Genomic DNA, 24936 nt, shown 5'->3' with positions numbered 1-24936 from the left:
TTATAAAAAGAAAAAATAAGATTCATTTCCTGGCAGGTTTCAAAAACCTGGCAGGTATACATAATCAAAATCTAATCAATATAAAATCTATTTTTTACAAGTTGCGTTAAAACATAAAATCAAAAAAATATAACAAACCAACAAGGTGTACAAAATCTTGCAGGATAAATAAAAAAATATGACATTAGAATTAATAATTTTCATAGCATCCATTTTATTTGGAGCCGTTATTTTCTGGAGAGAATCTCAAACAAATGGAGTATATCGTTTTTTTAATAAAATAATGAACTCCAAAGAATTACAAATGAAACCTACAGATAAAAAAGGTTTTGTATACCAACAATCATTTTTTCTAAGATTGATTTTTATTGTTGCCTTTTTTTTAATAGGTATCATTATAACTCGTTTTTTAATTCCTATAGATTTGGCAACAATTTCTTTATTTGCTTCCATGATTTTTGGTACTTTATTAGGTACCTATGTTGCAGGTTTTATTTTTAAATCATCAGAAGTAATCGAAGAACAATCAGAATCTTTAGAAGATAAATTTCAAGATGTTATCGAAAAAGGAAAAGATTTTATCGAAGATATTCAGAATAAAGAACCAGTTGCCATAGAAAAAGCTCAAGAAGAAATTAAAGAAGCACCAAAAGAAAATCAAAAAAGTGCTAGAGACAGATTAAAAGATAAAGGATTGTTATAAGTATGCAGTCTTCAGTTGGCAGTTATCAGTAAAAAATATTTGTGAATTGATTTCTAAATATTTAAATTTTAATTAAAACTATCGTTATGGGAAATAAAGTTAGATATGTTGTACTAATTTCTGAAATTGCCTTAATTAGTATTCAATTTATTATTCTAGATTAGAATAATTATTTTGCGTGGAGAAACTTACTACCATTTATATCTTTAATTTCTATAAGCATTGCAATGATTGGTAGCATTATTCAGGTAAATAAAGAAAGTGAAAATTAATTTATAAAAATATAAAACACAGTAACTCACGCTGCAAGTTTCCTCCCTTTGGGAGGATTAAGGTGGGCTTTAAAATGATAAAAAATTATTGGAATAAAGGAGCAAAACAAAAAAGAATAGTCATTCTTTTAAGTATAGTATTCATTGGGTTACTTTTCTTTTTAAGAGACGATTATCAACCTGCGTTATTATTTTTTAGAAAATTTATTTTCATAATAATTTTATGTTTTTCGGTTTTATTCTTCGGATTAAGAAGGTTTAGAAAATCAGCAAAAACAGGGAGTAGAATTGGAATTTTATTTTTTCTAGCCTTATTTTTTGGAGCTATTTATTATATAGGTTTTCATTCTAAAATGTACAATTATATGCAAACCTATAATGTATTTAACGATTTAAACAGAATAGAAATTGTAGAATTACCATTAACCCAAAACGAAAGAATTCAGCCTTTAAGAAATATTTTTTCTATGGCAAATGAATCTGTGGGAGAAACCAAAGATGTTTCATTACCACATTTGGTAAGAATAGACGATTCTAATCAATGGACAATGGCAATTCAGCCAACAGAAAAATACTATTGGCAAGGATTAAAAGACAATACAGAAGAAGTTTTTTCTGTATCAAGTACAACACCATTTCCACGTTTTTCATCAGAAAATAGAATTCCTGTTACTTTCTCAATTGGCGAATCTTTAAAATTTAGTAGAAATACATACAATGCAGTTGTGCAACGTTTAAACCCTTGGATGTTGTTCAACTACGAACCAAGTGATACGTATTATATGAAAAATGATAAAGGTGCTTGGGTAGAAGTGGTGAGTTTAATTAAATGGAAAGGTTTCTTTTTTCCTTATCCAACTTTTGGTGGAGTTATGGTTATCGAAAATGGAGAACATACTTTTTCTGATTATTTAGAAAGAATTACCATTGGTAAAGGAGAATACATTTCACCAGATGAAATGAAAAATTATAATTATTTAACAAGACAAAATACAGTAGCAGAAAAAGTGTCGCGTTTACAAGCAGAAAGTTTAAAATTTTTAGCAGGTTTTTCAGATCCATTACCTTGGAATATGAAGACTGCTGTTAAAATTCCAGATTTAGCAGACGATCAAAATCAGCAGCCTTTTGTAACTGATTTCGATTTTTCAGATACCAAAACAGGTGCTTACAGTGGTTTGTATCATTGGTTTGGTTTAGAGCCAGTTGGCTCAGAAAGAACCAGTTTAACCTTTAGTGTTTTTATACCTGCAGATGGTACAAATGCGTTGTATTTTTACGATCATGCTTCTAAAAAAGAAGGGTATGCAGGGGTTTCTGCAATGCCTTTAAAGGTAATTGAATCTAGAAAAGAATACGATTGGTCTGTAAATAAACCTGTTGAATTTAGACCTTATATTAAAGAAATTGCAGGTAGAAAACGTATGTTCTTTTTAAGTACAATATCTGCCATTAAAAAGGAAAACTCACAGTTTGATGGTTCTGCAACTCCAGATTTGGCTTTAATTGATAGTGAATACAGAGATGTAGTTTGGATTGATGCCAAACATCCAAGTAAATGGAATGAAGAGGTATATTTACAACTAAATGAAGCTTGGAGAAGTAGCGAAAATCAGAATATTTATTTCGAAAAAGAGAAAACCATTTTAGAGCAAAACAGAGCAATATTAGATTCTATTCAGCTGTTGTCTAATCAACAGAAAAAGATTCAAGAAATACAAAGATTACAAAAGCAGATAGATTCTATTAAGATGAACAATTAATGTTTGCGAGTTTACGAAGCAATCTTTTGATTTTTAGAAGCTATTTCCTGCTTTCGCTACTCGCTTTTTTTGTTGAAAAAACAAAAAAGAGCTCAAACAGGTCGCTCAATCAGGGCTAAACTAGTTTGCCAACTTATTTAATTTGATAAGAGAAATAGAAAATTAATTAGCATTCTATTGTAGATATAACTTCCAATAATCATCTTAACTTTATGGAGAAGTTTTATTAATTTGAATATAAATATATTTCCTTGGATTTATATTCCTTGGTAAATAGTTTAATTTATTGTAACTTTGTTGTGTTATTTAAATTTTTATGAAAACTAATAAAAGAATGGTCTGATGCTGGTTTTTCTTTACGTTTAGTTTAGCTTTTTTACACAAAATTATAAAAGATGATGGATAACATTTGGTAGCAAAAATTGTTATGTTTTTATTTATAACATCATCTTTTACAAACAAAAAAATACAATCCTAATGGAAAAAACATCAGAAATAGTTTTATCAAACAAAAATTATTTAGCAGAAGCAAAAACAAGAAATCATTTTTTAACAATTGATGAACCTGTTGCTTCTGGTGGAGATGACAATGGGCCAACTCCAGTTGAATATTTATTAACGGCAGTTGGTGGTTGTGTATCTATAACTTTAAGAATGTATGCAGAAAGAAAAGGTTGGGATGTAGGAAAAATAACGGTAAATGTTTCTCAAAAAGAAGAACATACTGCTAATGGAATTAAAAAATGGTTAGAAGAAGATATTTCTTTTGAAAAAGAAATTACAGAAGAGCAAAGAAAAAGATTGTTAATAATTGCTGGGAAATGTCCGGTTGCAAAAATGGTAAAAGGAGAAACAGAAATAGCAACTAGTATTCAGTAGTTCATTAGCTAGTTGGTAGTCTCAGTTTTCAGTATGTCATTTCGAGTAATTTTTCTTTTTTGAAAAATTGTATCGAGAACACTTTAAAAACAAAATAAAAAATGAAAAAAATATTAGCATTTGCGGGTAGCACAAGTTCTACTTCAATCAATAAACAATTGGCAACTTTTGCAGCAGAAAATTTAGAAAATGCAACTTTTGATGTGGTAGATTTAAAAGATTTTAATTTCCCTATCTATAGCACAGATGAAGGACAAAAAGGTTTTCCAGAAGATGCAATAAAGTTCAATGAATTATTAAATAATTACGATGGCTTTATCCTTTCTTTAGCAGAACACAATGGTTCTTATGCAGCTGCATTTAAAAATATTTTTGATTGGAGCTCAAGATTAGAAGTAAATGTATTTAGAGAAAAACCACTATTATTAATGGCAACTTCTCCTGGAGGAATGGGAGGTAGGTTTGTACTTGCAGCTGCAGAACAAAGGTTTCCAAGACAAGGAGCAAAAACAATTACCACTTTTTCTTTACCAAGTTTTTACGATAATTTTAAAGAAGGTAAATTAATTAACGAAGAACTTTTAGTAGCTTTAAAATCAAAAGTTGTAGAGTTCGAAAACAATGTAAATCAATAATTATGAAGATAGTTTTATATGGAAAAGCAGGACACGCGTATACTGTTGCTTTTAAAAATTTCTTAAATTCAACAGATGTTCCTTATACTTATAAAGATATTTCTAAGGATGTTGAAGCAAGAGAGCACAGCAAAAAATTATACAATGGAGTAGCAAAGTATCCAACTTTGTTTGTAGATGATAAAGTGTTTTTAACACCTACAACAGAAGAGTTTAATAAAATAATGCAAGATTTAAAGTTGAGAGCGTAATCTTTTGATTTTAGAGAAAAGAAAAAGATTAGAGACTCAGTTTAGAACAAAACCTAATGCTTTCTATGTAATTGTGTGTTTTTTATGTTTTAGAAACAAGAAACAAAAATTTTAATAAAATAATTAAACGTTAGAGTAAGCTTAACGAAGTTTTTTAATTTTAAACACTGAACACTGAACACTGAACACTGAACACTGAACACTGAACACTGAACACTGAATACTGAATACTGAATACTGAATATATGGGGGATATATCAAAAGACATAAAATCGAAATTTATAAGTAATAAAGTAAAAGCTTTAATAAATATAAAATATACAGCTAATTGGCTAAGCAGCAGGGAAACAGATTTTTTTAAACCTTATGGAATTTCGCCTCAACAATACAATATTTTAAGAATTTTAAGAGGTGCAAAAGAAAGAGTAAAAGTGCAAATTGTAAAAGATAGAATGATTGAAAGAGCGCCAAATGCAACTCGTTTAATGGATAAGTTGTGCGATAAAAACCTAATAGAAAGAGAACGTTGTGAAGAGGATAGAAGAGTAGTTTATGTTAAAATTACAAACCAAGGTTTAGAATTATTATTGACAATTGACGATTATAAAAACCTATCATTTTTAGATAATCTTACAGACAAAGAAGCTGCAACTTTAAGCAATCTTCTAGATAAAATTAGATAAAAAAAATTATCTAAATACTTTCCTTGGAAAATATATGATATGGAGGCTGTCAGTTCCAGTGATTTCGATTTTATCGAAATTGTATAGAGAATATTAAAAAGCAAAAGAATTATGAAAAACTACAAAACAATACAACATAAAGTAACAAGCCCATTAGTAAATATGGGATCCATAAAATTACGTCAACCATTGCCTACACAAGGCTTAGAAAATGTAGATCCGTTTTTATTGTTACATCATTATGGTCCTTATGCAATTTCAGAATTTAATAATCCTTTTGATTTAGGGCCTCATCCACACAGAGGTTTTGAGCCCATAACTTTGTTATTTAAAGGCGAACAATTACACAGAGATTCACTTGGTAATGAAATGATTGTAAAAGCTGGTGGAGTGCAATGGACAACTGCTGGACGTGGAATTATTCACGCAGAAGCACCAACCAAAGAATTTGTAAAAAAAGGTGGCGATTTAGAAGGAATTCAATTATGGTTGAATCTTCCTGCAAAAGACAAAATGATAACTCCTCATTATCAACATTTAGAAAAAGCACAAATTCCAACAGTTTATTCTGATGATAAAAAAGTACAAATAAACATAGTTGCAGGTAATCTAAAAAATGAAACAGGTTTAATAAAAACACAAACAGCAGTAAATGTGTATACAGCAAATGCCAATGAAGAAGGAAATATAGAAATCGAAATTCCAAAAAATCATCAATCTTTAATTTATTTATTAGATGGAGAAATTTTGGTAAATAATTCTGATGTTCTAAAAAAAGGAGAAAATCAAATGATTACGTTCAATCAAGATGGAAATACCATAAAATTTGACGCTAAAAAAGAAAGTACTTTATTAATTTTATCAGGAGCACCAATCAAAGAAAAAGTAACGCAATATGGCCCTTATGTTATGAATACTCAAACCGAAATTTTAGAAGCTATGAGAGATTATCAGCAAGGTAAAATGGGATATTTGTATTAGTTTTTGGGCGTTACCTAAAGGTCGCGCTTTCCATTATATCTTTTTTGTAAAAAACAAAAAAGGATGCCATTTCAATCGCTAACGCAAATAGTATCAAATACTAAAGTAGAGCAATTTGTAAAAGTATTAATTATGAAAAAAACAATTCACAGAGCAGATACAAGAGGTTTTGTCAATCATGGTTGGTTAAAATCGCATCACACTTTTAGTTTTGCTAATTATCAAAACTCGGAAAGAATGAATTTTGGAATGTTACGTGTTTTGAATGATGATGTTGTACAACCAAAAATGGGTTTTGGTACACATCCTCATAGAAATATGGAAATTATTTCTATTCCAATTTCTGGCGCACTTTCTCATAAAGATAGTATGAATAACAAACGTTCTATAGAAGTAGGTGAAGTACAAGTTATGAGTGCAGGTACAGGTTTAACACATTCAGAATTTAACGATAGTAAAACAGTTGAGGTTAATTTTTTACAACTTTGGATAATTCCAGAAAAAAATGAAGTTATTCCATATTATAATCAGAAAGAGTTTTTAGCATCAGAAAGAAAAAATAAATTTCAAACGTTGGTTTCTCCAAAAGATAAAGAAGTAGAAGGTTCCTTATCAATAAATCAGCAAGCATATATTTTTATGATTGATTTAGAAAAAGGATTTGAAACAGCATATAAATTAAAAAATGGAGCCTATTTCTTTTTAATTAATGGTTCAGTCTCTATTGCAGATGAAACTTTAGTAAATAGAGATGCAATAGGAATAGAGGATACAGAAAATGTAACTTTAAAAGCATTAAAAAACAGTAAATTACTAATTGTTGATGTTCCAATGAGTTAAAACATATTTCAAATAAATTTATACAAGCCAAAGAATACAATTCTTTGGCTTTTTAATTTCATAAAATAAACATATCTTGCAAAGTATTATGCATGCATAATAAAATTAATTCCAAAAGATATGAAATACAAGCACATTTTTGAACCCTTAGATTTAGGATTTACAACTTTAAAAAATAGAATTTTAATGGGTTCTATGCATACAGGTTTAGAAGAAGAAAAAAACGGAATTGATAAAATTGCTGCATATTATGCAGAACGTGCAAAAGGAGGTGTAGGCCTAATAGTAACAGGAGGGATATCTCCTAACATACAAGGTTGGACAGGGCCTTTTTCGGCAAGAATGTCTACAAAAAAACATGCTATTCATCATCAAAAAATAACAGAAGCTGTACATAAAGAAGGAGGTAAAATTTGTATGCAAATTTTGCATGCAGGTAGATATGGTTATCATCCTTTTAGTGTTGCACCATCAAAAATAAAATCGCCAATAACACCATTTAAACCATTTAAATTAACTCAATCTGGTATTAATAGAACAATTAGAGATTTTGTAAACTCTGCAAAATTATCTAAAGTTGCAGGTTATGATGGCATAGAAATTATGGGTTCTGAAGGGTATTTAATTAACCAATTTATAGCAAAAAGAACCAATAAAAGAACTGACAATTGGGGTGGAGATTATAAAAACAGAATGCGTTTACCAATAGAAATTGTAAAACAAACTAGAGAAGCTGTTGGTAAAAATTTTATCATTATTTATAGACTATCAATGTTAGATTTGGTAGAAAATGGAAGTTCTTGGGAGGAAGTTGTACAATTAGGTAAAGAAATTGAAAAAGCAGGTGCAACAATTATTAATACAGGTATTGGTTGGCATGAAGCTAGAATACCAACAATTGCTACATCAGTTCCAAGGGCAGCATTTACATGGGTTACCAAAAAGATGAAAGAAGAATTATCAATTCCTTTAATTACTTCTAATAGAATAAATATGCCAGAAACTGCTGAGAAAATATTGTCAGAAGGAGATGCTGATATGATTTCTATGGCTCGTCCTTTTTTAGCAGATCCAGAATGGGTAAATAAAGCAAAAGCTGATAAAAGTGATGAAATAAATACTTGTATTGGTTGTAATCAAGCATGTTTAGATCATGTATTTCAGCAAAAAGTAGCTAGTTGTTTAGTAAACCCAAGAGCTTGTCATGAAACAGAATTGAACTACAATCCAACAGATAATAAAAAGAAAATAGCTGTAATTGGTGCTGGGCCTGCAGGTTTAGCAGTATCAACAATTGCTGCAAAAAGAGGTCATTCTGTTATTTTGTTTGATGCTTCAACAGAAATTGGGGGACAATTTAATATGGCGAAACAGATTCCTGGTAAAGAAGAATTTTACGAAACAATACGTTATTTTCAAAAACAAATTGATTTGCATAATGTTGATGTTAAATTAAACACCAAAATTTCTGAGGATGATTTGAAAGAATCAGATTTTGATGAAATAGTTTTAGCAACAGGTATAAAGCCAAGAGAATTAAAGATAGAAGGTATTAATCATGCAAAAGTGTTAAGTTATATTGATGTTTTAAGACATAAAAAACCTGTAGGAAAGAGAGTTGCAGTTATTGGAGCAGGAGGTATAGGTTTTGATGTTTCAGAATATCTTTCTCATAAAGGTGAATCTACAGCATTAAATATTGATGCTTGGTTAAAAGAATGGGGTATTGATAATTCTTTAAAAGCTAGAAGTGGAGTTGAAGGTGTAAAACCTGAGTTTGAAGAATCACCAAGAGAAATTTACATGTTTAAAAGAAGTAAAGGTAAATTTGGTGGTAACCTTGGTAAAACAACTGGTTGGATTCATAGATCTACTTTAAAAAAGAAAAAAGTACATTTTATAAGTGAAGTTACTTATAATAAAATTGACGATGATGGTTTGCATTATACTCAAAATAATGAGCAAATAGTTTTAGATGTAGATAATGTGGTAATTTGTGCAGGTCAAACACCATTTAAAGAACTTTATCAACCTTTATTAGACATAGGTAAAAATGTACATGTAATTGGAGGTGCAGATTTTGCAAGTGAATTAGATGCAAAAAGAGCTATAAATCAAGGAGCAAGATTAGCGGCTAAATTGTAATTATATTTTTATTAATTTAATTTTGAAACGCAAGTTTTTAATAAAAATAGAATCTAAACTTATATACATTTAAAAAAGTCATTATGAAACATATTTTTTTTGCAGCACTTTTATTGGTAAATAGTTTGATTTTTTCTCAAGGTATGAGAAATGGTGGAGGTGGAATGAATCAACAAAATAGACAAGGAGAAACAAGAGAGGTTAAGGAATTTAAGGCGAGTGAGGCTGCAGGTATTTTTTATTATGAAACTGATGAAGTTATAAAGAAAATAAAAGTTAAAGACGATCAATTAAAAATTAAAGTAAAAAAAGCTATAAGTAATTACAATTTTAAAGTTAAAGAAATTGCATTTTTAAATTCAGTAAAATTTTCTGATTTAAATGTTGTTGTAAATACATCAATGAGTTCAGGTAATAGAGAAGAAGGTGTAAAAATGAGAGAAAAAGTAGAAGAAGTAATCAAACCTGTTAAAGAAGAAATTCTTATACATGAAGAAGAGTTGAATAAAAACTTAGAAAATATTTTATCAGAAAAACAATTTAAAAAATGGGTAAAATATCAAAAGAATAAGAGAGATAGCCTAGAACCTAAAAAACATAATAATGAAGAAGGTGGTAGAGGTAGAGGTGAGAGAAGGCAATAAAATAAAGACTATTTTAAGAAAATCCTATATTAATAGGATTTTTTTGTTTTTAAGTAAAATTAAACACTATTTTTAGAAAAAAATACCATGAAACTATTTACAGTTAAAGAATTATGTTCACTTATTAATGGCGAATTAATAGGAAACTGCGAAGATGTAATTAATGCACCAGAGCAAATTGAAAAAGCAGTAAAAGGGCAAGTTACTTTTATAGGGAATTCGAAATATGAACGTTTATGGAAAAGCTCTAATGCAAGTGTTGCTATTGTTTTTGAAGGAATAAAAATTCTTCCAGAAGAAGGAAAAGCATTTGTGAAAGTAAAAAATGTAGATTTAGCAATGGCTGTTCTTTTAGAAGCTTTTCAAGCAGAAGCTCCTTTTTTTGAAACAGAAATTCATTCAACAGCAGTCATAGATAAAACTGTAAAATTAGGAAAAAACTGTAAAATTGGTGCCAATTCTTACATTGGTAAAAATGTAACTTTAGGAGATAATGTAATAATATATCCCAATGTTTCTGTTTTTGATGATTCTACGATTGGAAATGAAACAGTTGTATGGTCTGGAACTGTTATTAGAGAACGAACTAAAATTGGAAGTCACTGTATTTTTCATACTAATGTAAGTATTGGTTCTGATGGTTTTGGGTACAGGCCAAGTAATGATGGTAGAGGTTTAGTAAAAATTATACATATAGGTAATGTAGTAATTGGTAATGCAGTAGAAGTTGGAGCAAATTCTTGTATTGATAGAGGTAAATTTAGTTCTACTATTTTAGGTGATGGTTGCAAAATAGATAATTTAGTACAAATTGGTCATAATTCTGTTTTAGGAAGATGTTGTATTATGGCAGGGAATAGTGGTTTAGCAGGTTCTGTAACTTTAGGAGATGGTGTAATTATTGGCGGAAGTGCTTCTATAAAAGACCATGTAACTATTCATTCTGGCGCAAAAGTAGGTGCAGGTTCTGGGGTTATAAGTGATGTTGCTGCTGGTAAAACAGTTGTTGGTTATCCTGCTTGTGATTCGAGAGAAAAGATGAAACAATGGGTTGCTTTACGTAAACTGGCAAAAAACTAAAATTAAAAAGACTTTTTGTTCTTTAGCGACACTGTTTTGAAGGTTTTTTACTAAACCTATAATTTGACAGTTCTAATTAATTAACGATATTTGTACAGAATAAACAATTTGGAAATATGTCAATGAATAAAAATACTGTATTAGGTTATGCTACTTTATTAATGATAGTAATGGGTATAGTATTAATTTTATTAGGAGGATACAGATACGAAGATGTAGCAGGTTGGGGTTTTGCAACTGTTGGTTTTGGTTTTTTCTGTATAGCTTGGGTATTTAATGCTCTTAAAGGAAGAGTATAAAGTCTACAAATTTCTGTAGCAATTTCACATTTATTTAAAAAAAAATATTAAAATGTCAGACGATAAGAAAGTCATTTTTTCGATGAATAAGGTTTCTAAAACCTATCAATCAACAGGTAAACAAGTTTTAAAAGATATTTATTTAAGCTTTTTCTATGGAGCAAAAATTGGTATTCTTGGTTTAAATGGATCAGGTAAATCAACATTATTAAAAATTATTGCTGGTGTAGAAAAGAATTTTCAAGGTGATGTTACTTTTTCTCCTGGTTATAAAGTTGGATATTTAGAACAAGAACCTCAATTAGATCCAGAAAAAACAGTAATTGAAATTGTAAGAGAAGGTGTTGCAGAAACTGTTGCAATTCTTGATGAATACAATAAAATAAACGACATGTTTGGTTTAGAAGAAGTCTATTCTGATGCAGACAAGATGGAAAAACTAATGAACCAACAAGCAGAATTACAAGATAAAATTGATGCTGCCAATGCTTGGGAATTAGATACCAAATTAGAAATTGCAATGGATGCTTTAAGAACTCCTGATTCTGATAAAAAAATCGGAGTCCTTTCTGGAGGAGAAAAAAGACGTGTTGCTTTATGTAGATTATTATTACAAGAACCAGAAATTTTACTGTTAGATGAGCCTACTAACCATTTAGATGCAGAATCTGTACATTGGTTAGAACATCATTTAGCACAGTATAAAGGAACTGTAATTGCAGTAACTCACGATAGATATTTCTTAGACAATGTAGCTGGCTGGATTTTAGAATTGGATAGAGGAGAAGGTATACCTTGGAAAGGAAACTACTCTTCTTGGTTAGATCAAAAATCTAACAGAATGGCACAAGAAAGTAAAACAGCTTCTAAACGTCAAAAAACTTTAGAAAGAGAGTTAGAGTGGGTTCGTCAAGGTGCAAAAGGTCGTCAAACAAAGCAAAAAGCACGTTTGAAGAATTACGACAAGTTAATGAGTCAAGATCAAAAACAAGTTGATGAAAAATTAGAAATCTACATTCCTAATGGACCTCGTTTAGGAACCAATGTTATTGAAGCAACAGGTGTTTCTAAAGCTTTTGATGATAAAATTTTATATGAAAATTTAGAGTTTAACCTTCCACAAGCAGGTATTGTTGGTATTATTGGACCAAATGGTGCTGGTAAAACGACCATCTTTAAAATGATTATGGGAGAAGAAAATCCTGATAATGGAAACTTTAAAGTGGGTGAAACTGCTAAAATTGCATATGTAGATCAAGCACATTCAGATATCAATCCAGATAAAACAATTTGGGAAAACTTTTCTGATGGTCAAGATTTAGTAATGATGGGAGGTAAACAAGTGAACTCTCGTGCTTATTTAAGTCGTTTTAATTTTTCTGGAAGTGAGCAAAACAAAAAAGTTTCTACACTTTCTGGAGGAGAAAGAAATAGATTGCATTTGGCAATGACCCTAAAAGAAGAAGGTAACGTTTTACTTTTAGATGAGCCAACAAACGATTTAGATGTAAATACATTAAGAGCTTTAGAAGAAGGTTTAGAAAACTTTGCAGGTTGTGCTGTAGTTATTAGTCACGATAGATGGTTTTTAGATAGAATTTGTACACACATTTTAGCTTTTGAAGGAGATAGCCAAGTGTATTTCTTTGAAGGTTCTTTTTCTGATTATGAAGAAAATAAGAAAAAACGTTTGGGTGGAGATTTAATGCCAAAACGTATTAAGTATAAAAAGTTAATTAGATAAAATAAAAAAATCTTCATTCTTGGTGAGAGAATGAAGATTTAAATCAGTCCAAATAACTTAAAAAGTTGGGGGTGTATACAAAAGTATATATTATTAAAGTTTTTACTATGAGGAAAAACCCTTATTTATTTTAAGAAAAACCTTTATTTTTAAACAACAATTTTAGCTGATTTTATATCAGCTATTTTTTTGTTCAGTATATTATTTGTTTTTAGTAGTTTTTTGCTCCTAAAAATGATTTAAGTAATTTAATAGTTAACATAGTTAAAAGACTTAAAAAAGGGAAAACTGAAAAAAAGAAAATCATTACAATAAGTCCGTCTTCTAATGATTTTATTTTACCAATAGACATTAAATGTAAACCTGAGAAATATAAAGCTATAGAAGATATTGCAAGTAAAAAAACTTGCCTTATGGTATCTTTGTCCATAATGTTAGGGAATTTTAAGGGGTTAAATATGCTGCAATATAAGCTGTTTTTTTAATTATTTTAATAATTTTAAGAAAATTTTAAGATTTATAAAATATCTGTTTTTATTTTTTTCCAAGTTTTAATTAATAAAAAGGCAGAGATAATTGCTATTACAGATGTAATTATAGCTATAGTATATTCTCCATAAATCCAATAACCAGTTGTAAAGAGACAACTATAAATTAATATACAACCCAATAACATTGCTAAAATCCCTGAGGGTACATTCCAGTTTTTGTTTTCTTCTAATATAATTTTATTGTTTTCAACTTTTTCCAAAACAGGAATCCATCCTGGACCACCAGGTTGCGTTTTATTGTAGAATTTAATTAAAACTTCTTGTTTTTCTGGTTTAGTGATAAAGGTAAATAAAAGCCAAATTGCAGTAGTTATAAATACAACAACTGGTAGTTTAGCCCAAATAGGCAAAAAGCCTTCATCACCAAAAAATAGAATACCAATACTTTCTGATGAAAAAATTAATGAAATAACACCAGAAACAATCATTGCAGAAATTTCACTCCAAGCATTAATTCGCCACCAAAACCATCTTAAAATAAAGATTAATCCAGTACCAGCACCAAACATAATTATAATATCGAAAAGTTGTTTTGCATTTTGTAAGTACAAAGCAAAAAGTGCACTAAAAATCATTAATAAAATTGTAGAAATTCTACCTACAGCAACCAAATGTTTTTCTGAAGCATCTTTCTTTATGTGCTGTTTATAAAAATCATTCACAATATAAGATGATCCCCAGTTTAAATGCGTAGAAATGGTTGACATATATGCAGCAATTAAAGAGGCTAAAACCAAGCCTAATAAACCACTTGGCAATTTTGTAAGCATTGCAGAATACGCTAAATCATCACCTAATTTACTCTCAGATATATTAGGAAAAGCTTCTTGAATACTTGCTATATCAGGATAGATGATTAAAGAAGCTAAAGCTACTAAAATCCAAGGCCAAGGACGCAGAGCATAATGCATAATGTTAAAGAAAAAAGTGGCACCCATTGCGTGGTTTTCATCTTTTGCAGCTAACATTCTTTGAGCAATATAACCACCACCTCCAGGTTCAGAACCTGGGTACCAAGAACTCCACCATTGTACAGCTAAAGGAATAACTAAAAGTGTAATAATTGCTTCTGTATTATTAAAATCTGGTAATATCGATAATTTATCTACTACATTTTCATGGGTAATTAAAGCTTCAATTCCGCCAATTTCTGGCAAGTTAACTAGATAATAAGCTGCACCAATTGCACCAGCCATGGCTGTGAAAAACAGTATAAAATCGGTGTAAACTACACCTTTAAATCCGCCTAAAGCACTAAAAATTACAGTTACAGTTCCTGCATAAACTATGGTTTCCCAAGGTTGTAAACCTAACATTATACTGCCTATTTTTATAGCGGCTAAAGTTACACCAGCCATAGCAAAAATATTAAATAGAAACCCTAAATATAAAGCTCTAAATCCTCTTAAAAACTTTGCAGGTTTACCTCCATAACGTAATTCATAAAATTCTATATCTGTTTTTACATCCGATTTTCGCCATAATTTTGCATAAACAAAAACAGTCAATAATCCTGTAATTAGAAAAGCCCACCACATCCAATTCGATGAAACTCCATCTTTTCTTACAATATCAGTTACAAAGTTAGGAGTATCCGTAGAAAAAGTAGTAGCAACCATAGAAACCCCCAATAACCACCAAGGCATATTTCTACCAGAAAGAAAAAACTCGGTTGAGTCTTTGCCTGATTTTTTAGAAACGTAAATTCCAATAAATAAAGTGATTAAAAAAAATGAAATGATTAATACATAATCTAATGTACTTAAATTGATCATAAAGTTTTTTATTGATTGTTAGGATAGTTGCAATATAAATATTTAATAACTACCAATTTAATCTTTCTGGGTAATGCTGTTTTAAATATTCTTTTATGATGATGATATCGTCTTTTGCAGTTAAATCTGGCACGTGTTCAGAAAGTGGAATTGCTAAAAAAGCCTGAGGATAATCTGCAACAAAATTTAAAACTACTGTTGGCAATTCTTTTTCATTTCGCTTTGGATGAATAGGACAGTTTTTTAAATAAGGATATATCATTTTTCCATCCATTTTAAAAATATTCATACTTACTCTAATTTTACCTTTTTCGTCTTTATACGCTTCAGCTTCTTCTAATGTTGGTTTTTCAATTATATTTTTTAGATAATTATTTTCATCTAAATTCATAATTGCAAAAGAGTAAATTTTTTCTAAAGAAAACTCTAAAGCATCTCTATCAAAAGAAACTAAAGCATTCGAAATTTTAGTCTCTCTAAGTGTTTTCAAAGATTTTTCTGAATATAAATTATCGCTATTACAAACTGTAAACTGTTGTGATAGTAATTCTGTAAATTGCTCTACAGCCTGAAAAACTGCATCTGCAGTTCCAAAAGGTTTTACTCTTTCTTTTGGGATATACTGTATAGGAAAAGAGATGTTTAATCCGTTAAAATTATTGTTTTTACTTTTTTCTCCATAAAACTCTTTAAACAAACCACCTTTTTCGTTGATAACAATATAGATGTTTTTATAACCTGCTTTTTTTGCATTAAATAAAAGATAATCCATTAAAGGTCTGCCAGAATTACCAACACTAATTAAGCTTTTACTTCTGTTATTTGCTTGGCTAGTTTCTTGTTCATTAATAGATTTTGAGGTAGAAGGTTTCTTCATTCTGGATGACATTCCTCCAGCTAAAATTACCAAATTATTATGCATAGTATTTTATTTATTCGATTCTTGCTCCTTGATCTACAGCAGCAATATAGACATCTTTTGCACCTGCATTAAACAGTGCTTTTTTAATAGCGGTTTCTTTATTTTTAGGTGATAAAACAGCAATACTTCCTCCACCTCCAGAACCCACAATTTTTGCTCCTAAAGCTCCTTCACTTAAAGCAGCATCAATCATAGCATCAATTTTAGGAACTGTTATTTTTAATAGATTTTTTAAATAATGATGATGTTGATTCATCAATTTACCAATTTTCACTAAATTTAATTGCTCTTTTTTAAATTCTATTAAAGCTCTTTTTGTAACTGTAAAATTACCAATTGCAGCTTCTAAATAAGGTTTTAAATCAGATGAAACACAATCTAAATATTTTTGTAAATCATCAAAATTTGCTGTTTCAACTTTAAAATTGGGTATCTTATTTTTAACTTCTTCAATAGCCAACCAAGAATTTGTTTTTAATCTTTTTAGCAGAGCAGTAGTTTCTTTTGGAACACCAGAATCTGCCATTATTAATCCAGTTAAAGGTGCTTTTAAAACATCATAAGAAAAATCATCACCAGTTTCTAAATAAATAATATTTCCTAAACCAATACTGTATTGATCCATTTTACCTCCTGGATTATTAAACTCTAAAACTTCAGCTTCAAAAGCCAATTGAGATATATTTTCTGGAGTTAATAGTTTTTCTGGACCGAAGGCTTTTAATAAAAATTGTACCCAAGCCACTGTTAATGCTGATGAACTAGAAGTACCAGAATTTATTGGAATTGTACCAGTAATCAAAATATCATAACCTGAATCTGGAATGCAATTATATCTTTTTAAAACTTTTAAAGACGATTGTAAAAAATCTTCTTTTTCTAGTTTTTCTACCTCTTCAAAAATTTGAATTCTTCTTTTTTTATTGATATCTGGCAAATCAATATTAAAAGATTCAGAATTGTTTTTTGTAGCTTTTAAAGTGATGTGTCTATTGATTGCACAAGCAATAATGGGTAACCCTAAATAATCTTGATGATCGCCAAACAAACAAGTTCTTCCTGGTGCTATGGATATAATTTCTTTCAAACGAATTATTTTTTTTCTACAAAATCATCAGGAGCAAAATAAATTTCTTTGGCAGTCCATCTGTTTTGTAAATTCTTTAGCGATTTTTTAAAAACACCAAAATTCTTTTGTTTTTTATCTGTCCAACCAACTTCTGCATAAGCAGCAATTCTTGGAAAAACTTTGTAATGCATTTTTCCATCTGTAGGTATCCATTCTCCCCACATTTGGCAACCCAAACCAATCACTTTATTATGATATTTAGGATCGAGTTTTTCAGGAACAGGATCAAAAGAATAGGCTTTTGAAAGTGGTAAGTTTTTATATCTGTAATCTAAATACGTAAAAGTATGTAGCGAATTTACAATTTCGTAGCCATTACTTGCAGCGGTTGTTGCCAATTCTACATCACCTTTCCAAAAATGAATAATGCTTTCTTGTGCTAATTTTTGAGTCGTTTTTGTATCGTTTTTATTTTGATAATGATGTAAATTATGCCCCATAATTTCGTTCCAACCCATCATTCTTCTACCTTTACTTTGTAAATATTTAGAAATGGAATTGGTAAAATACACTTGTAAATCTGCAGGAGTTGCCAAGTTATTTTCTTTCATATATTTCTGAACATAAGCAGAAGATTTCCAATGATTGTATTTTACTTCATCACCACCAATATGAATAACTTCGGATGGGAAAAGTGCCATAACTTCATCTAAAACATCTTTTAAAAAGTCAGTTACTCTTTGGTTTGCAACATTGTAAACATCTTTACCAACTCCGAATTTTATAGGTACTTCAATTTCTTTTCCAGAAGTTCCTAACCAAGGATACGCAGCAATTGCAGCAGTAGAATGTCCAGGCATTTCTATTTCTGGAACAATAGTTATATGCCTTTCTTTAGCATATTGTATTATTTCTTTTATCTGTTCTTGTGTATAAAATCCTTCATGTGGTTCTGCAGATTGAATTGGGCTTTCCCATTGTAAAGGTCCAATTTGTGTGCTTTTTCTTTTAGAACCAATTTCTGTAAGCTTTGGATATTTTTTTATTTCAATTCGCCAACCTTGATCATCTACTAAATGCCAGTGAAAAACATTCATTTTTAAAAATGCCATTTCATCTAAAAGCATTTTTACTTGTTTCATTCCTTTAAAATACCGAGCTTCATCTAACATAAAAGAACGCCATTTAAACCTTGGGCAATCTTCTATTTTAACCACTTTTACATCTAAATACTTTTCATATTTAGAAAAATTGGCATTGTAAGAGCACAACTGTTTTAAAGTTTGTAATCCGTAAAATAAACCTCTTTCATTTTTAGCGGTAATTAAAATATTATTTATAGTTACATTGAGTTCATAACTTTCTTCGGCAAAACTTTTATCAATTTTAAAATTGATAAAATTTATTTTAAGATTTTGAAAATCAGTAGTTTTTAAGTTTAAGTTAAATTCGTCTTTAAAATATTGCTGTAAATTATTAGCTATGATTTTACTATCATCATCAAAAACAATTTGTGTTTCTGAGTTTATTTTTAATGATTTATTACCTGTAATTATTTTTTGAGGACGAGGTGTAATATGTAATTCTTGTGATGTAATAATTTGAGTGTTTAACAAAAGATACAAACTGAAAAAAACTATAAATTTAATTTTCATTTTTGGGATGTGATTATTTCTTAAAAATAAGCTTTTATTCGTTCATTTTTAAAAATGACAAGTGATATTTTAATCCGAAGTTAAAGAAAGTACTACTTAATTGACCTCCTTTAGCTTTTACATAACCACCAGCAGCTCTAAGACTTAAAGTATTGTTTAGTTTATAGCTTAAACCAGCACTTGGTTTTAAAATTAAGCCCTCACCAGTACTAATATCTCCACCACCAGCAGCACCCGTTAAAACTTGTCCGAAAATGGTGATTTTATCGTTTGCAATAGGATTTGTTTTTGCACCTAAACCAACAATACCTTCTGCATAAGCACCAGCATTACCAAAATTAGCAAATGCAGTTTGCCCAGCAACATACACGTTTTTGTTTAAATCTAAATTTATTTGAAGTGAAATTTGATGTAAATCTTCTGTAGGTTGACCATCTCTTTCAGCATCTAAATAAAGATCCTGTTTTACAATTACTTCAAAACCTTTAAATTTTCCAGAAGAAAAAGATTTGTCCGCTATAATTCCATTTCTATCAATATAATATTTTATTCCAACACCCAAAGAAGAAGTATTAAAATGTGAGTTAGGAGATAGCACAAAACCTTTGTTTACAGCTATAAATAAATCATTATAAATTCTTTGTTCAATAGACAAATCTGGATAAAGTAAAAAACCACCTTGTGTGTCTATTCCTCCACCACCAGCTGCACCAATTCCAAATTTAGCTAAAATATTTGTACTGTTGTTGTTGATGTTAAAGTGATAACCACCACCTAAAAATACATCCATAAAACCGGCTTTAATTCCATCGAAAGCACCATCTACTTTTAAAAATGCAAACCAGTTTTCGGTGATATAAGAATCGAACTCGAAACCTGCTAATTTTATAGTTTTTCCATTATTAATGCCTTGGGTATCACCTTTTATTTTTAATGTATTTAGATGTAACATCATAGAAGTTTTTTTAGAATTGATGTTCCAATCTGACTTTGCTAAATCTGTAAAATCAATTTCAGTTTCAGAGGTTTTATAATCAGCATATACAAAGTTTAAAGGGAATTCTAAACCAAGATTAAATTGATGTCCTTTGATTAGCCCATCATCAAAAAAGTTAACATAAGACCAACCTGAGTTTAGAGAAAAACTTTTAAAATCGTAACCCAAATTAAAATGCGGCAAAATAAAAGCACCACCACCATCTGGAGCTGCAGCTCCACCTCCACCACCAAAATGAAAACCAGTATCTAAGTAAAAATCATCGCCAAAATATTTTTTAATTCCTGCATTTACGCCTAAAGTAAAAAAGCCACCTCTTTCTCCTGAAACTGCGCCATAAATACCAGTACCTGCATAAGCCCAATCATTCAACATTAAGTTGTAATGAATACCAGTAAACCCCATATTTGCTTCATTAGGTATAGAAGTTTCAGGCATATTTATAGATAGAAAATCTAGTTTTGCAAATGCATTCTGAGTTTTTTTATCAGGAACATTATCTGTTTGAGATGATATAAATTGACTAGAAAATGAGATTACAAATAAAATTAAAAGTTTTTTCATAATTTGAAATTATCTTTTTTTTATAGAAATAATTATTGTTTTTGATGTTGGCGTATTGCTAATATTGGCAGTACTTTTTATAGGTACTAATACATTTGCTTCAGGAAAATAAGTTGCTGTGCATTGTTTAGGAATATTGTAAGGTATTGCTAAAAAGCCTTTAGCTTCTCTTTCTTCATCGTTAAAATAGCTTGTTAAATCTACTAAATCGAGTTTTTCTAAACCTAAAGATTTCATGTCATCAGGATTCATAAATATAACTCTACGTTCATTTAAAACACCTCTATATCTATCATTTAAACCATAAATAGTAGTATTATATTGATCGTGAGTTCTAATTGTCATCATCATAAATTGATTGTCTTTTAATACAATATCTGAAGGTGAGTTTATACTAAAATTAGCTTTACCTGTATGTGTTGGTTTAAAATTATTTTCTCTTGCATTGTTTGGTAAATAAAAACCACCATCAACTCTAACTTTTTTATTAAAGTCTTTAAAACCAGGAATTGTAGCTTCTATTTTATCGCGAATAAAATCGTAGTTAGATACAAAATTAATCCAATTTATTGTAGATTTTTTAAAAGTTGCATTGGCTAAACCTGCAACTATAGCAGCTTCACTTAATAAATTTTCAGAACAAGGTTTTAAATGTCCTTTAGATTTATGAACAACTCCCATAGAATTTTCTACGGATACAAATTGCTCTCCAGAACTCTGGATGTCTTGTTCTGAACGTCCTAAACAAGGTAAAATTAATGCTTTTTTACCATGAACTAGATGACTTCTATTTAGTTTGGTAGAAACATGAACTGTTAAATTACAATTACGTAAAGCTTCTGCTGTGAATTCTGTATCTGGTGTTGCTGATATAAAATTACCACCCATACCAAAAAATACTTTAGCTTTCTTTTTGTGCATAGCCTCGATTGCATCTACAACATCATAACCATGTTTACGAGGTGCTTTAAATTTGAATTCTTCTTCTAAACTATCTAAAAAAGAATCTGGCATTTTTTCCCAAACCCCCATAGTTCTATCTCCTTGAACATTAGAATGACCACGAACAGGGCAAGTACCTGCACCTTTTTTACCAATACTACCTTTCAGTAATAAAATGTTTACAATTTCTCTAATGTTATCAACAGCATTTTTATGCTGAGTAACACCCATTGCCCAGCAAATTATCATTTTTTTATTGTTGATAATTAAGTCAGCAGCTTTCTTGATTTCATCTAAAGTTAAACCAGTTTGTGGCAACAAATAATCTATAGAATAGGTTTCTAAATCATCTAATAAATCTTCAATTCCGTAAGTTTTGTCTTTTATAAATTGATAATCAAAAACAGAATAAGGAACGTTTTCCTCTTGTTCTAACATCAACTTTAAAATTATTTTTAATAAAGCAACATCTCCATTTATTTTTACTTGTAAAAATAAATCTGTTAAATCTTGACCAGAACTAGCCCATTTTAAAGGGTTTTGTGGCTCTTTAAAATTTATTAAACCTACTTCTGGTAAAGGGTTAATAGTAATTATTTTGCTCCCTTTTTTCTTAGCTTCACTTAAGGCAGTTAACATTCTTGGATGATTTGTTCCTGGGTTTTGACCAATTACAATAATTAAATCTGTATGATTAAAATCGTCTAAAGTAACAGAACCTTTACCAATACCTAATGTTTCTGTAAGTGCAGCTCCACTAGATTCATGACACATGTTAGAACAATCTGGTAAATTGTTTGTACCAAACTGACGCACAAATAATTGATACAAGTAAGCAGCTTCATTACTGGTTCTACCAGAAGTGTAAAAAATGGCCTCATCAGGAGAGTCTAAGATATTTAACTCATCAGCAATTAATTTAAAAGCATCTTGCCAAGAAATTTCTTTATAATAATCTGATCCTTCAGGTAAATAAACAGGATGTGTAATTCGTCCTTTTTTACCAATTTCATAATCAGATAATTGAGCTAAATTCCTTACGGAAAAGGTAGAGAAAAATAATGGAGAAACTTTATTTTTAGTAGCTTCTTCTGCAACAGCTTTTGCTCCATTTTCACAATATTCTGCTAAAAAAGCACGTTTTTCATCTGGATCTGGCCAAGCACAACCTGGGCAATCAAAACCATATTTCTGATTTAAATTTTTTAATAAACTAATACCTTTTAAAACACCAACTTCATTTTTAATATGACCTAGTGCAGAGGCTATTGCTTTTGCACCAACAGCAGATTTAGGAACGTCTATTAACTCAATTCCTGTTAATTTTTCTGGTGGTTGTGCGTTTGTTTTTTTAAACATTTTCTAGTTTATTAATATAATTTGGGTTAGCGTAAATGGTCATTTTTTGGTTTCTGGTAAAACCAATTAAGCAAATTCCGAATTCTTTTGCAAAATCTACAGCCAAAGAAGAACAAGCAGAAACTGCTACAATAATTGGTATTTTTGCAATAAAGGCTTTGGTAACAATTTCGTAAGAAACTCTACCACTTACTAATAAATAATGTGCGTTTTTTAAAGTTTGTTTTTCTAATAAATCACCCACAGTTTTATCTACTGTATTATGCCTACCAATATCTTCTTTTACCGATAAAATTTCTTGATTTTTATTAAAAATTGCTGATGCATGACTGCCTCCAGATTTTTTAAAAATCTCTTGAAAATTATTCATATTAGCATACATTTTATGCAGTTCATCCGAAGAAATAAAGACACTTTTAGTTAATGGCTCTCCAGTAATATTTATATCTTTTAATTCTTTTTTACCACAAATTCCACAAGAAGAAACAGACAATAATGTTCGTTTATTTAAATATCCTTTACCTAAGAAATCTTTCTGAATATTTACATTTATGATTGTAGGTATTGTAGAAGATTCTTCTTCAATTTTAAACTCTAAAGGTTCCTTTTTTTTGTAAATATCTTCAGCATATAATAAGCCTCTAATTAGCTCAAAATCATCATTAGGAGTTCGCATAACAACAGTATAAGGCTCGTTATTAATATTTATTTGTAATGGAGCTTCTACAACTAAGTAATCATCAATTTTTAAATGATGATTAGTTGTTATTTTTAAACCCTGATAATTAGCTGTTTGCATATCTGTAGAAAGTTATTCCTTCTATACAAACTTAATGAAAAACTATTAGTAATAAAAAAAGTCTCGATATAGAAATCGAGACTTGGGCTTTAGTGTCTTATACCCCTAAAAATAAAACACATAAAGTGTTGCAAATATAAAAAAAATATTTTCCATTTCAAAGAATAAAAGTTGTGAAATATTATAAATATGATAAGTTATTGTTCGCTTTTTTACAGATAACTAATTTAATATTGCCATTTATAGTGGTTGTAAAAAAAATAAAAACATTTCCACCATCTTTTATTTTTGTTTCTTTTCTAATTTGTGCTACTGTTTTCGGGAAATTTCGAGTGGTAATGTTTGCTTTATTATCGGGTAAAATTTTCCTTAATTTCTTTTTATCATAAGAAATAATATGTTCAATTTTAAAAGCTCTTCCAGGAAAATTTATGAATTCTTTTGATGTATATAAGTGCGAGTGTTGATGTAATTTAAAAACTTCTAATTGGTTTGATATTTGGTGAAATCCGCCAGACTTTAAAATTGCTGAATTTGGTTCATATAAAAAGGTAAGAGGTTCTGAATATGTAGATACTACTTTGTCATTAAAATTAAACTCAAACTCTTGCTTGTTCTTTTTTTGAAAGTTAATCGTTTTAATTTTAATTTCATTTACATAATCTTTTTCTAAGATAAAAAGTAATTCTTTAACCTCATTATTTATGGCAACAATATGAACTTCTTTTACATTTTTTAAATCTTTAATTGTATTTGTAATATCTAAAATAGGAGAAACTTTAATTAAAATATAATTAGATTTTGTGAAAAAGAAATCGATTTGTGGTGGTACATAAGGCAAACAATCTTTAAATAAAAAAACTTTACCTTTTACATCATTTCTTCTGGATGGATCTATGTAAATACAGTCGAAATTTTTAGTAGTATTTTTTAAATAATCAACTCCATTTGCAGAAATACAAGTAATATTATCTGATTTTAATTGTTGATAATTGTGCTTTACAATTGTTGATAACTCTTCATTTATTTCACAATGAGTTACTGCCTTAAATTGTTTAGAAAAGTAATAACAATCAATACCAAAGCCACCTGTAATATCAATAATATTATCACCAGAAATTAAATTAGATTTATAATCTGCAGTTATTTCTGACGAAGTTTGCTCAATACTAATTTTTGGTGGATAATAAATGTTTTCTGTTTGAAACCAAGTTGGTAATTTACTTTCTGATTTTTGTTTAGCAACGACTTGATTTGCTAATTCTTGAACAGTAATTCCATTAAAAGGACTTCCTTTTAAAATCAGTTTTGTAATGTCTGATTTTAAATGTTCTTGTATAAATTGCTGAACATCTTTATGTAAGATTTTCGGATTCAAATTTTA

Annotated in this window: 22 protein-coding genes; 13 read left to right on the top strand and 9 right to left on the bottom strand. The window is 29.4% G+C overall.

Going from position 1 to position 24936, the window contains the following annotated elements; genetic code table 11:
* Positions 1-178 precede the first annotated feature (178 nt).
* From ACJJVK_RS16930 to ettA, 13 genes are all read left to right on the top strand, one after another.
* A complete protein-coding gene (locus tag ACJJVK_RS16930; protein ID WP_405568239.1) occupies positions 179-703 on the top strand; it encodes a hypothetical protein in 525 nt (174 codons plus the stop codon).
* A gap of 346 nt (positions 704-1049) precedes the next feature.
* The gene (locus tag ACJJVK_RS16925) at positions 1050-2738 is read left to right on the top strand and encodes a hypothetical protein (RefSeq protein ID WP_405568236.1); all 1689 of its coding nucleotides are present in this window, start codon (positions 1050-1052) and stop codon (positions 2736-2738) included.
* A 477-nt stretch (positions 2739-3215) separates the two neighbouring features.
* Entirely contained in the window at positions 3216-3617 is a 402-nt protein-coding gene (locus ACJJVK_RS16920) for an OsmC family protein (protein WP_405568235.1), read from the top strand.
* 101 nt (positions 3618-3718) lie between these two features.
* On the top strand, positions 3719-4252 hold the full coding sequence (locus tag ACJJVK_RS16915) for an NADPH-dependent FMN reductase (protein ID WP_405568233.1): 534 nt from the start codon (positions 3719-3721) through the stop codon (positions 4250-4252).
* A gap of 2 nt (positions 4253-4254) precedes the next feature.
* Complete coding sequence (locus tag ACJJVK_RS16910; protein ID WP_405568230.1) at positions 4255-4503, top strand: glutaredoxin family protein; 249 nt, start codon at positions 4255-4257, stop codon at positions 4501-4503.
* Between the two features lie 245 nt (positions 4504-4748).
* Positions 4749-5186, top strand: coding sequence for a MarR family winged helix-turn-helix transcriptional regulator (locus ACJJVK_RS16905; protein WP_405568229.1), 438 nt, complete (start codon positions 4749-4751; stop codon positions 5184-5186).
* Between the two features lie 111 nt (positions 5187-5297).
* Positions 5298-6167: a pirin family protein gene (locus ACJJVK_RS16900; RefSeq protein ID WP_405568227.1), complete on the top strand. Its 870-nt coding sequence runs from the start codon at positions 5298-5300 to the stop codon at positions 6165-6167.
* Positions 6168-6299: 132 nt separating this feature from the next.
* Positions 6300-7007, top strand: a complete 708-nt coding sequence (locus tag ACJJVK_RS16895; RefSeq protein ID WP_405568224.1) for a pirin family protein — start codon at positions 6300-6302, stop codon at positions 7005-7007.
* A 120-nt stretch (positions 7008-7127) separates the two neighbouring features.
* The gene (locus ACJJVK_RS16890) at positions 7128-9152 is read left to right on the top strand and encodes an FAD-dependent oxidoreductase (RefSeq protein ID WP_405568221.1); all 2025 of its coding nucleotides are present in this window, start codon (positions 7128-7130) and stop codon (positions 9150-9152) included.
* 83 nt (positions 9153-9235) lie between these two features.
* Positions 9236-9796, top strand: a complete 561-nt coding sequence (locus ACJJVK_RS16885) for a hypothetical protein (protein WP_405568219.1) — start codon at positions 9236-9238, stop codon at positions 9794-9796.
* Between the two features lie 87 nt (positions 9797-9883).
* A complete protein-coding gene (lpxD, locus tag ACJJVK_RS16880; RefSeq protein WP_405568216.1) occupies positions 9884-10876 on the top strand; it encodes a UDP-3-O-(3-hydroxymyristoyl)glucosamine N-acyltransferase in 993 nt (330 codons plus the stop codon).
* 116 nt (positions 10877-10992) lie between these two features.
* Complete coding sequence (locus ACJJVK_RS16875) at positions 10993-11175, top strand: CAL67264 family membrane protein (RefSeq protein ID WP_215995200.1); 183 nt, start codon at positions 10993-10995, stop codon at positions 11173-11175.
* A gap of 52 nt (positions 11176-11227) precedes the next feature.
* A complete protein-coding gene (gene ettA / locus ACJJVK_RS16870) occupies positions 11228-12919 on the top strand; it encodes an energy-dependent translational throttle protein EttA (protein ID WP_405568212.1) in 1692 nt (563 codons plus the stop codon).
* A 211-nt stretch (positions 12920-13130) separates the two neighbouring features.
* Here ettA and ACJJVK_RS16865 read toward each other — a convergent pair whose 3' ends face one another.
* From ACJJVK_RS16865 to ACJJVK_RS16825, 9 genes are all read right to left on the bottom strand, one after another.
* Positions 13131-13349, bottom strand: coding sequence for a hypothetical protein (locus ACJJVK_RS16865; RefSeq protein WP_215995198.1), 219 nt, complete (start codon positions 13347-13349; stop codon positions 13131-13133).
* An 87-nt stretch (positions 13350-13436) separates the two neighbouring features.
* A complete protein-coding gene (locus ACJJVK_RS16860) occupies positions 13437-15245 on the bottom strand; it encodes a sodium:solute symporter family protein (RefSeq protein ID WP_405568208.1) in 1809 nt (602 codons plus the stop codon).
* 49 nt (positions 15246-15294) lie between these two features.
* Complete coding sequence (locus ACJJVK_RS16855) at positions 15295-16167, bottom strand: sugar phosphate nucleotidyltransferase (RefSeq protein WP_405568206.1); 873 nt, start codon at positions 16165-16167, stop codon at positions 15295-15297.
* Between the two features lie 10 nt (positions 16168-16177).
* On the bottom strand, positions 16178-17254 hold the full coding sequence (locus ACJJVK_RS16850) for a mevalonate kinase (RefSeq protein WP_405568204.1): 1077 nt from the start codon (positions 17252-17254) through the stop codon (positions 16178-16180).
* 5 nt (positions 17255-17259) lie between these two features.
* Entirely contained in the window at positions 17260-18891 is a 1632-nt protein-coding gene (locus ACJJVK_RS16845; protein WP_405568202.1) for a beta-N-acetylhexosaminidase, read from the bottom strand.
* 34 nt (positions 18892-18925) lie between these two features.
* Entirely contained in the window at positions 18926-20452 is a 1527-nt protein-coding gene (locus ACJJVK_RS16840; RefSeq protein ID WP_405568200.1) for a hypothetical protein, read from the bottom strand.
* Positions 20453-20461: 9 nt separating this feature from the next.
* Positions 20462-22753: an FdhF/YdeP family oxidoreductase gene (locus tag ACJJVK_RS16835; RefSeq protein ID WP_405568197.1), complete on the bottom strand. Its 2292-nt coding sequence runs from the start codon at positions 22751-22753 to the stop codon at positions 20462-20464.
* Complete coding sequence (gene fdhD / locus ACJJVK_RS16830) at positions 22746-23552, bottom strand: formate dehydrogenase accessory sulfurtransferase FdhD (protein WP_405568194.1); 807 nt, start codon at positions 23550-23552, stop codon at positions 22746-22748. Before fdhD ends, ACJJVK_RS16835 begins: the two co-directional genes overlap by 8 nt.
* Positions 23553-23733: 181 nt before the next feature.
* The gene (locus tag ACJJVK_RS16825; RefSeq protein ID WP_405568191.1) at positions 23734-24930 is read right to left on the bottom strand and encodes a class I SAM-dependent methyltransferase; all 1197 of its coding nucleotides are present in this window, start codon (positions 24928-24930) and stop codon (positions 23734-23736) included.
* Between the last annotated feature and the right edge of the window lie 6 nt (positions 24931-24936).

This window comes from Polaribacter sp. Asnod6-C07, assembly GCF_045063625.1.
Taxonomy (GTDB): Bacteria; Bacteroidota; Bacteroidia; order Flavobacteriales; family Flavobacteriaceae; genus Polaribacter; species Polaribacter vadi_A.
The sequence above is the reverse complement of the archived record's forward strand: the minus strand, read 5'-3'. Positions and strand labels throughout refer to the sequence as shown.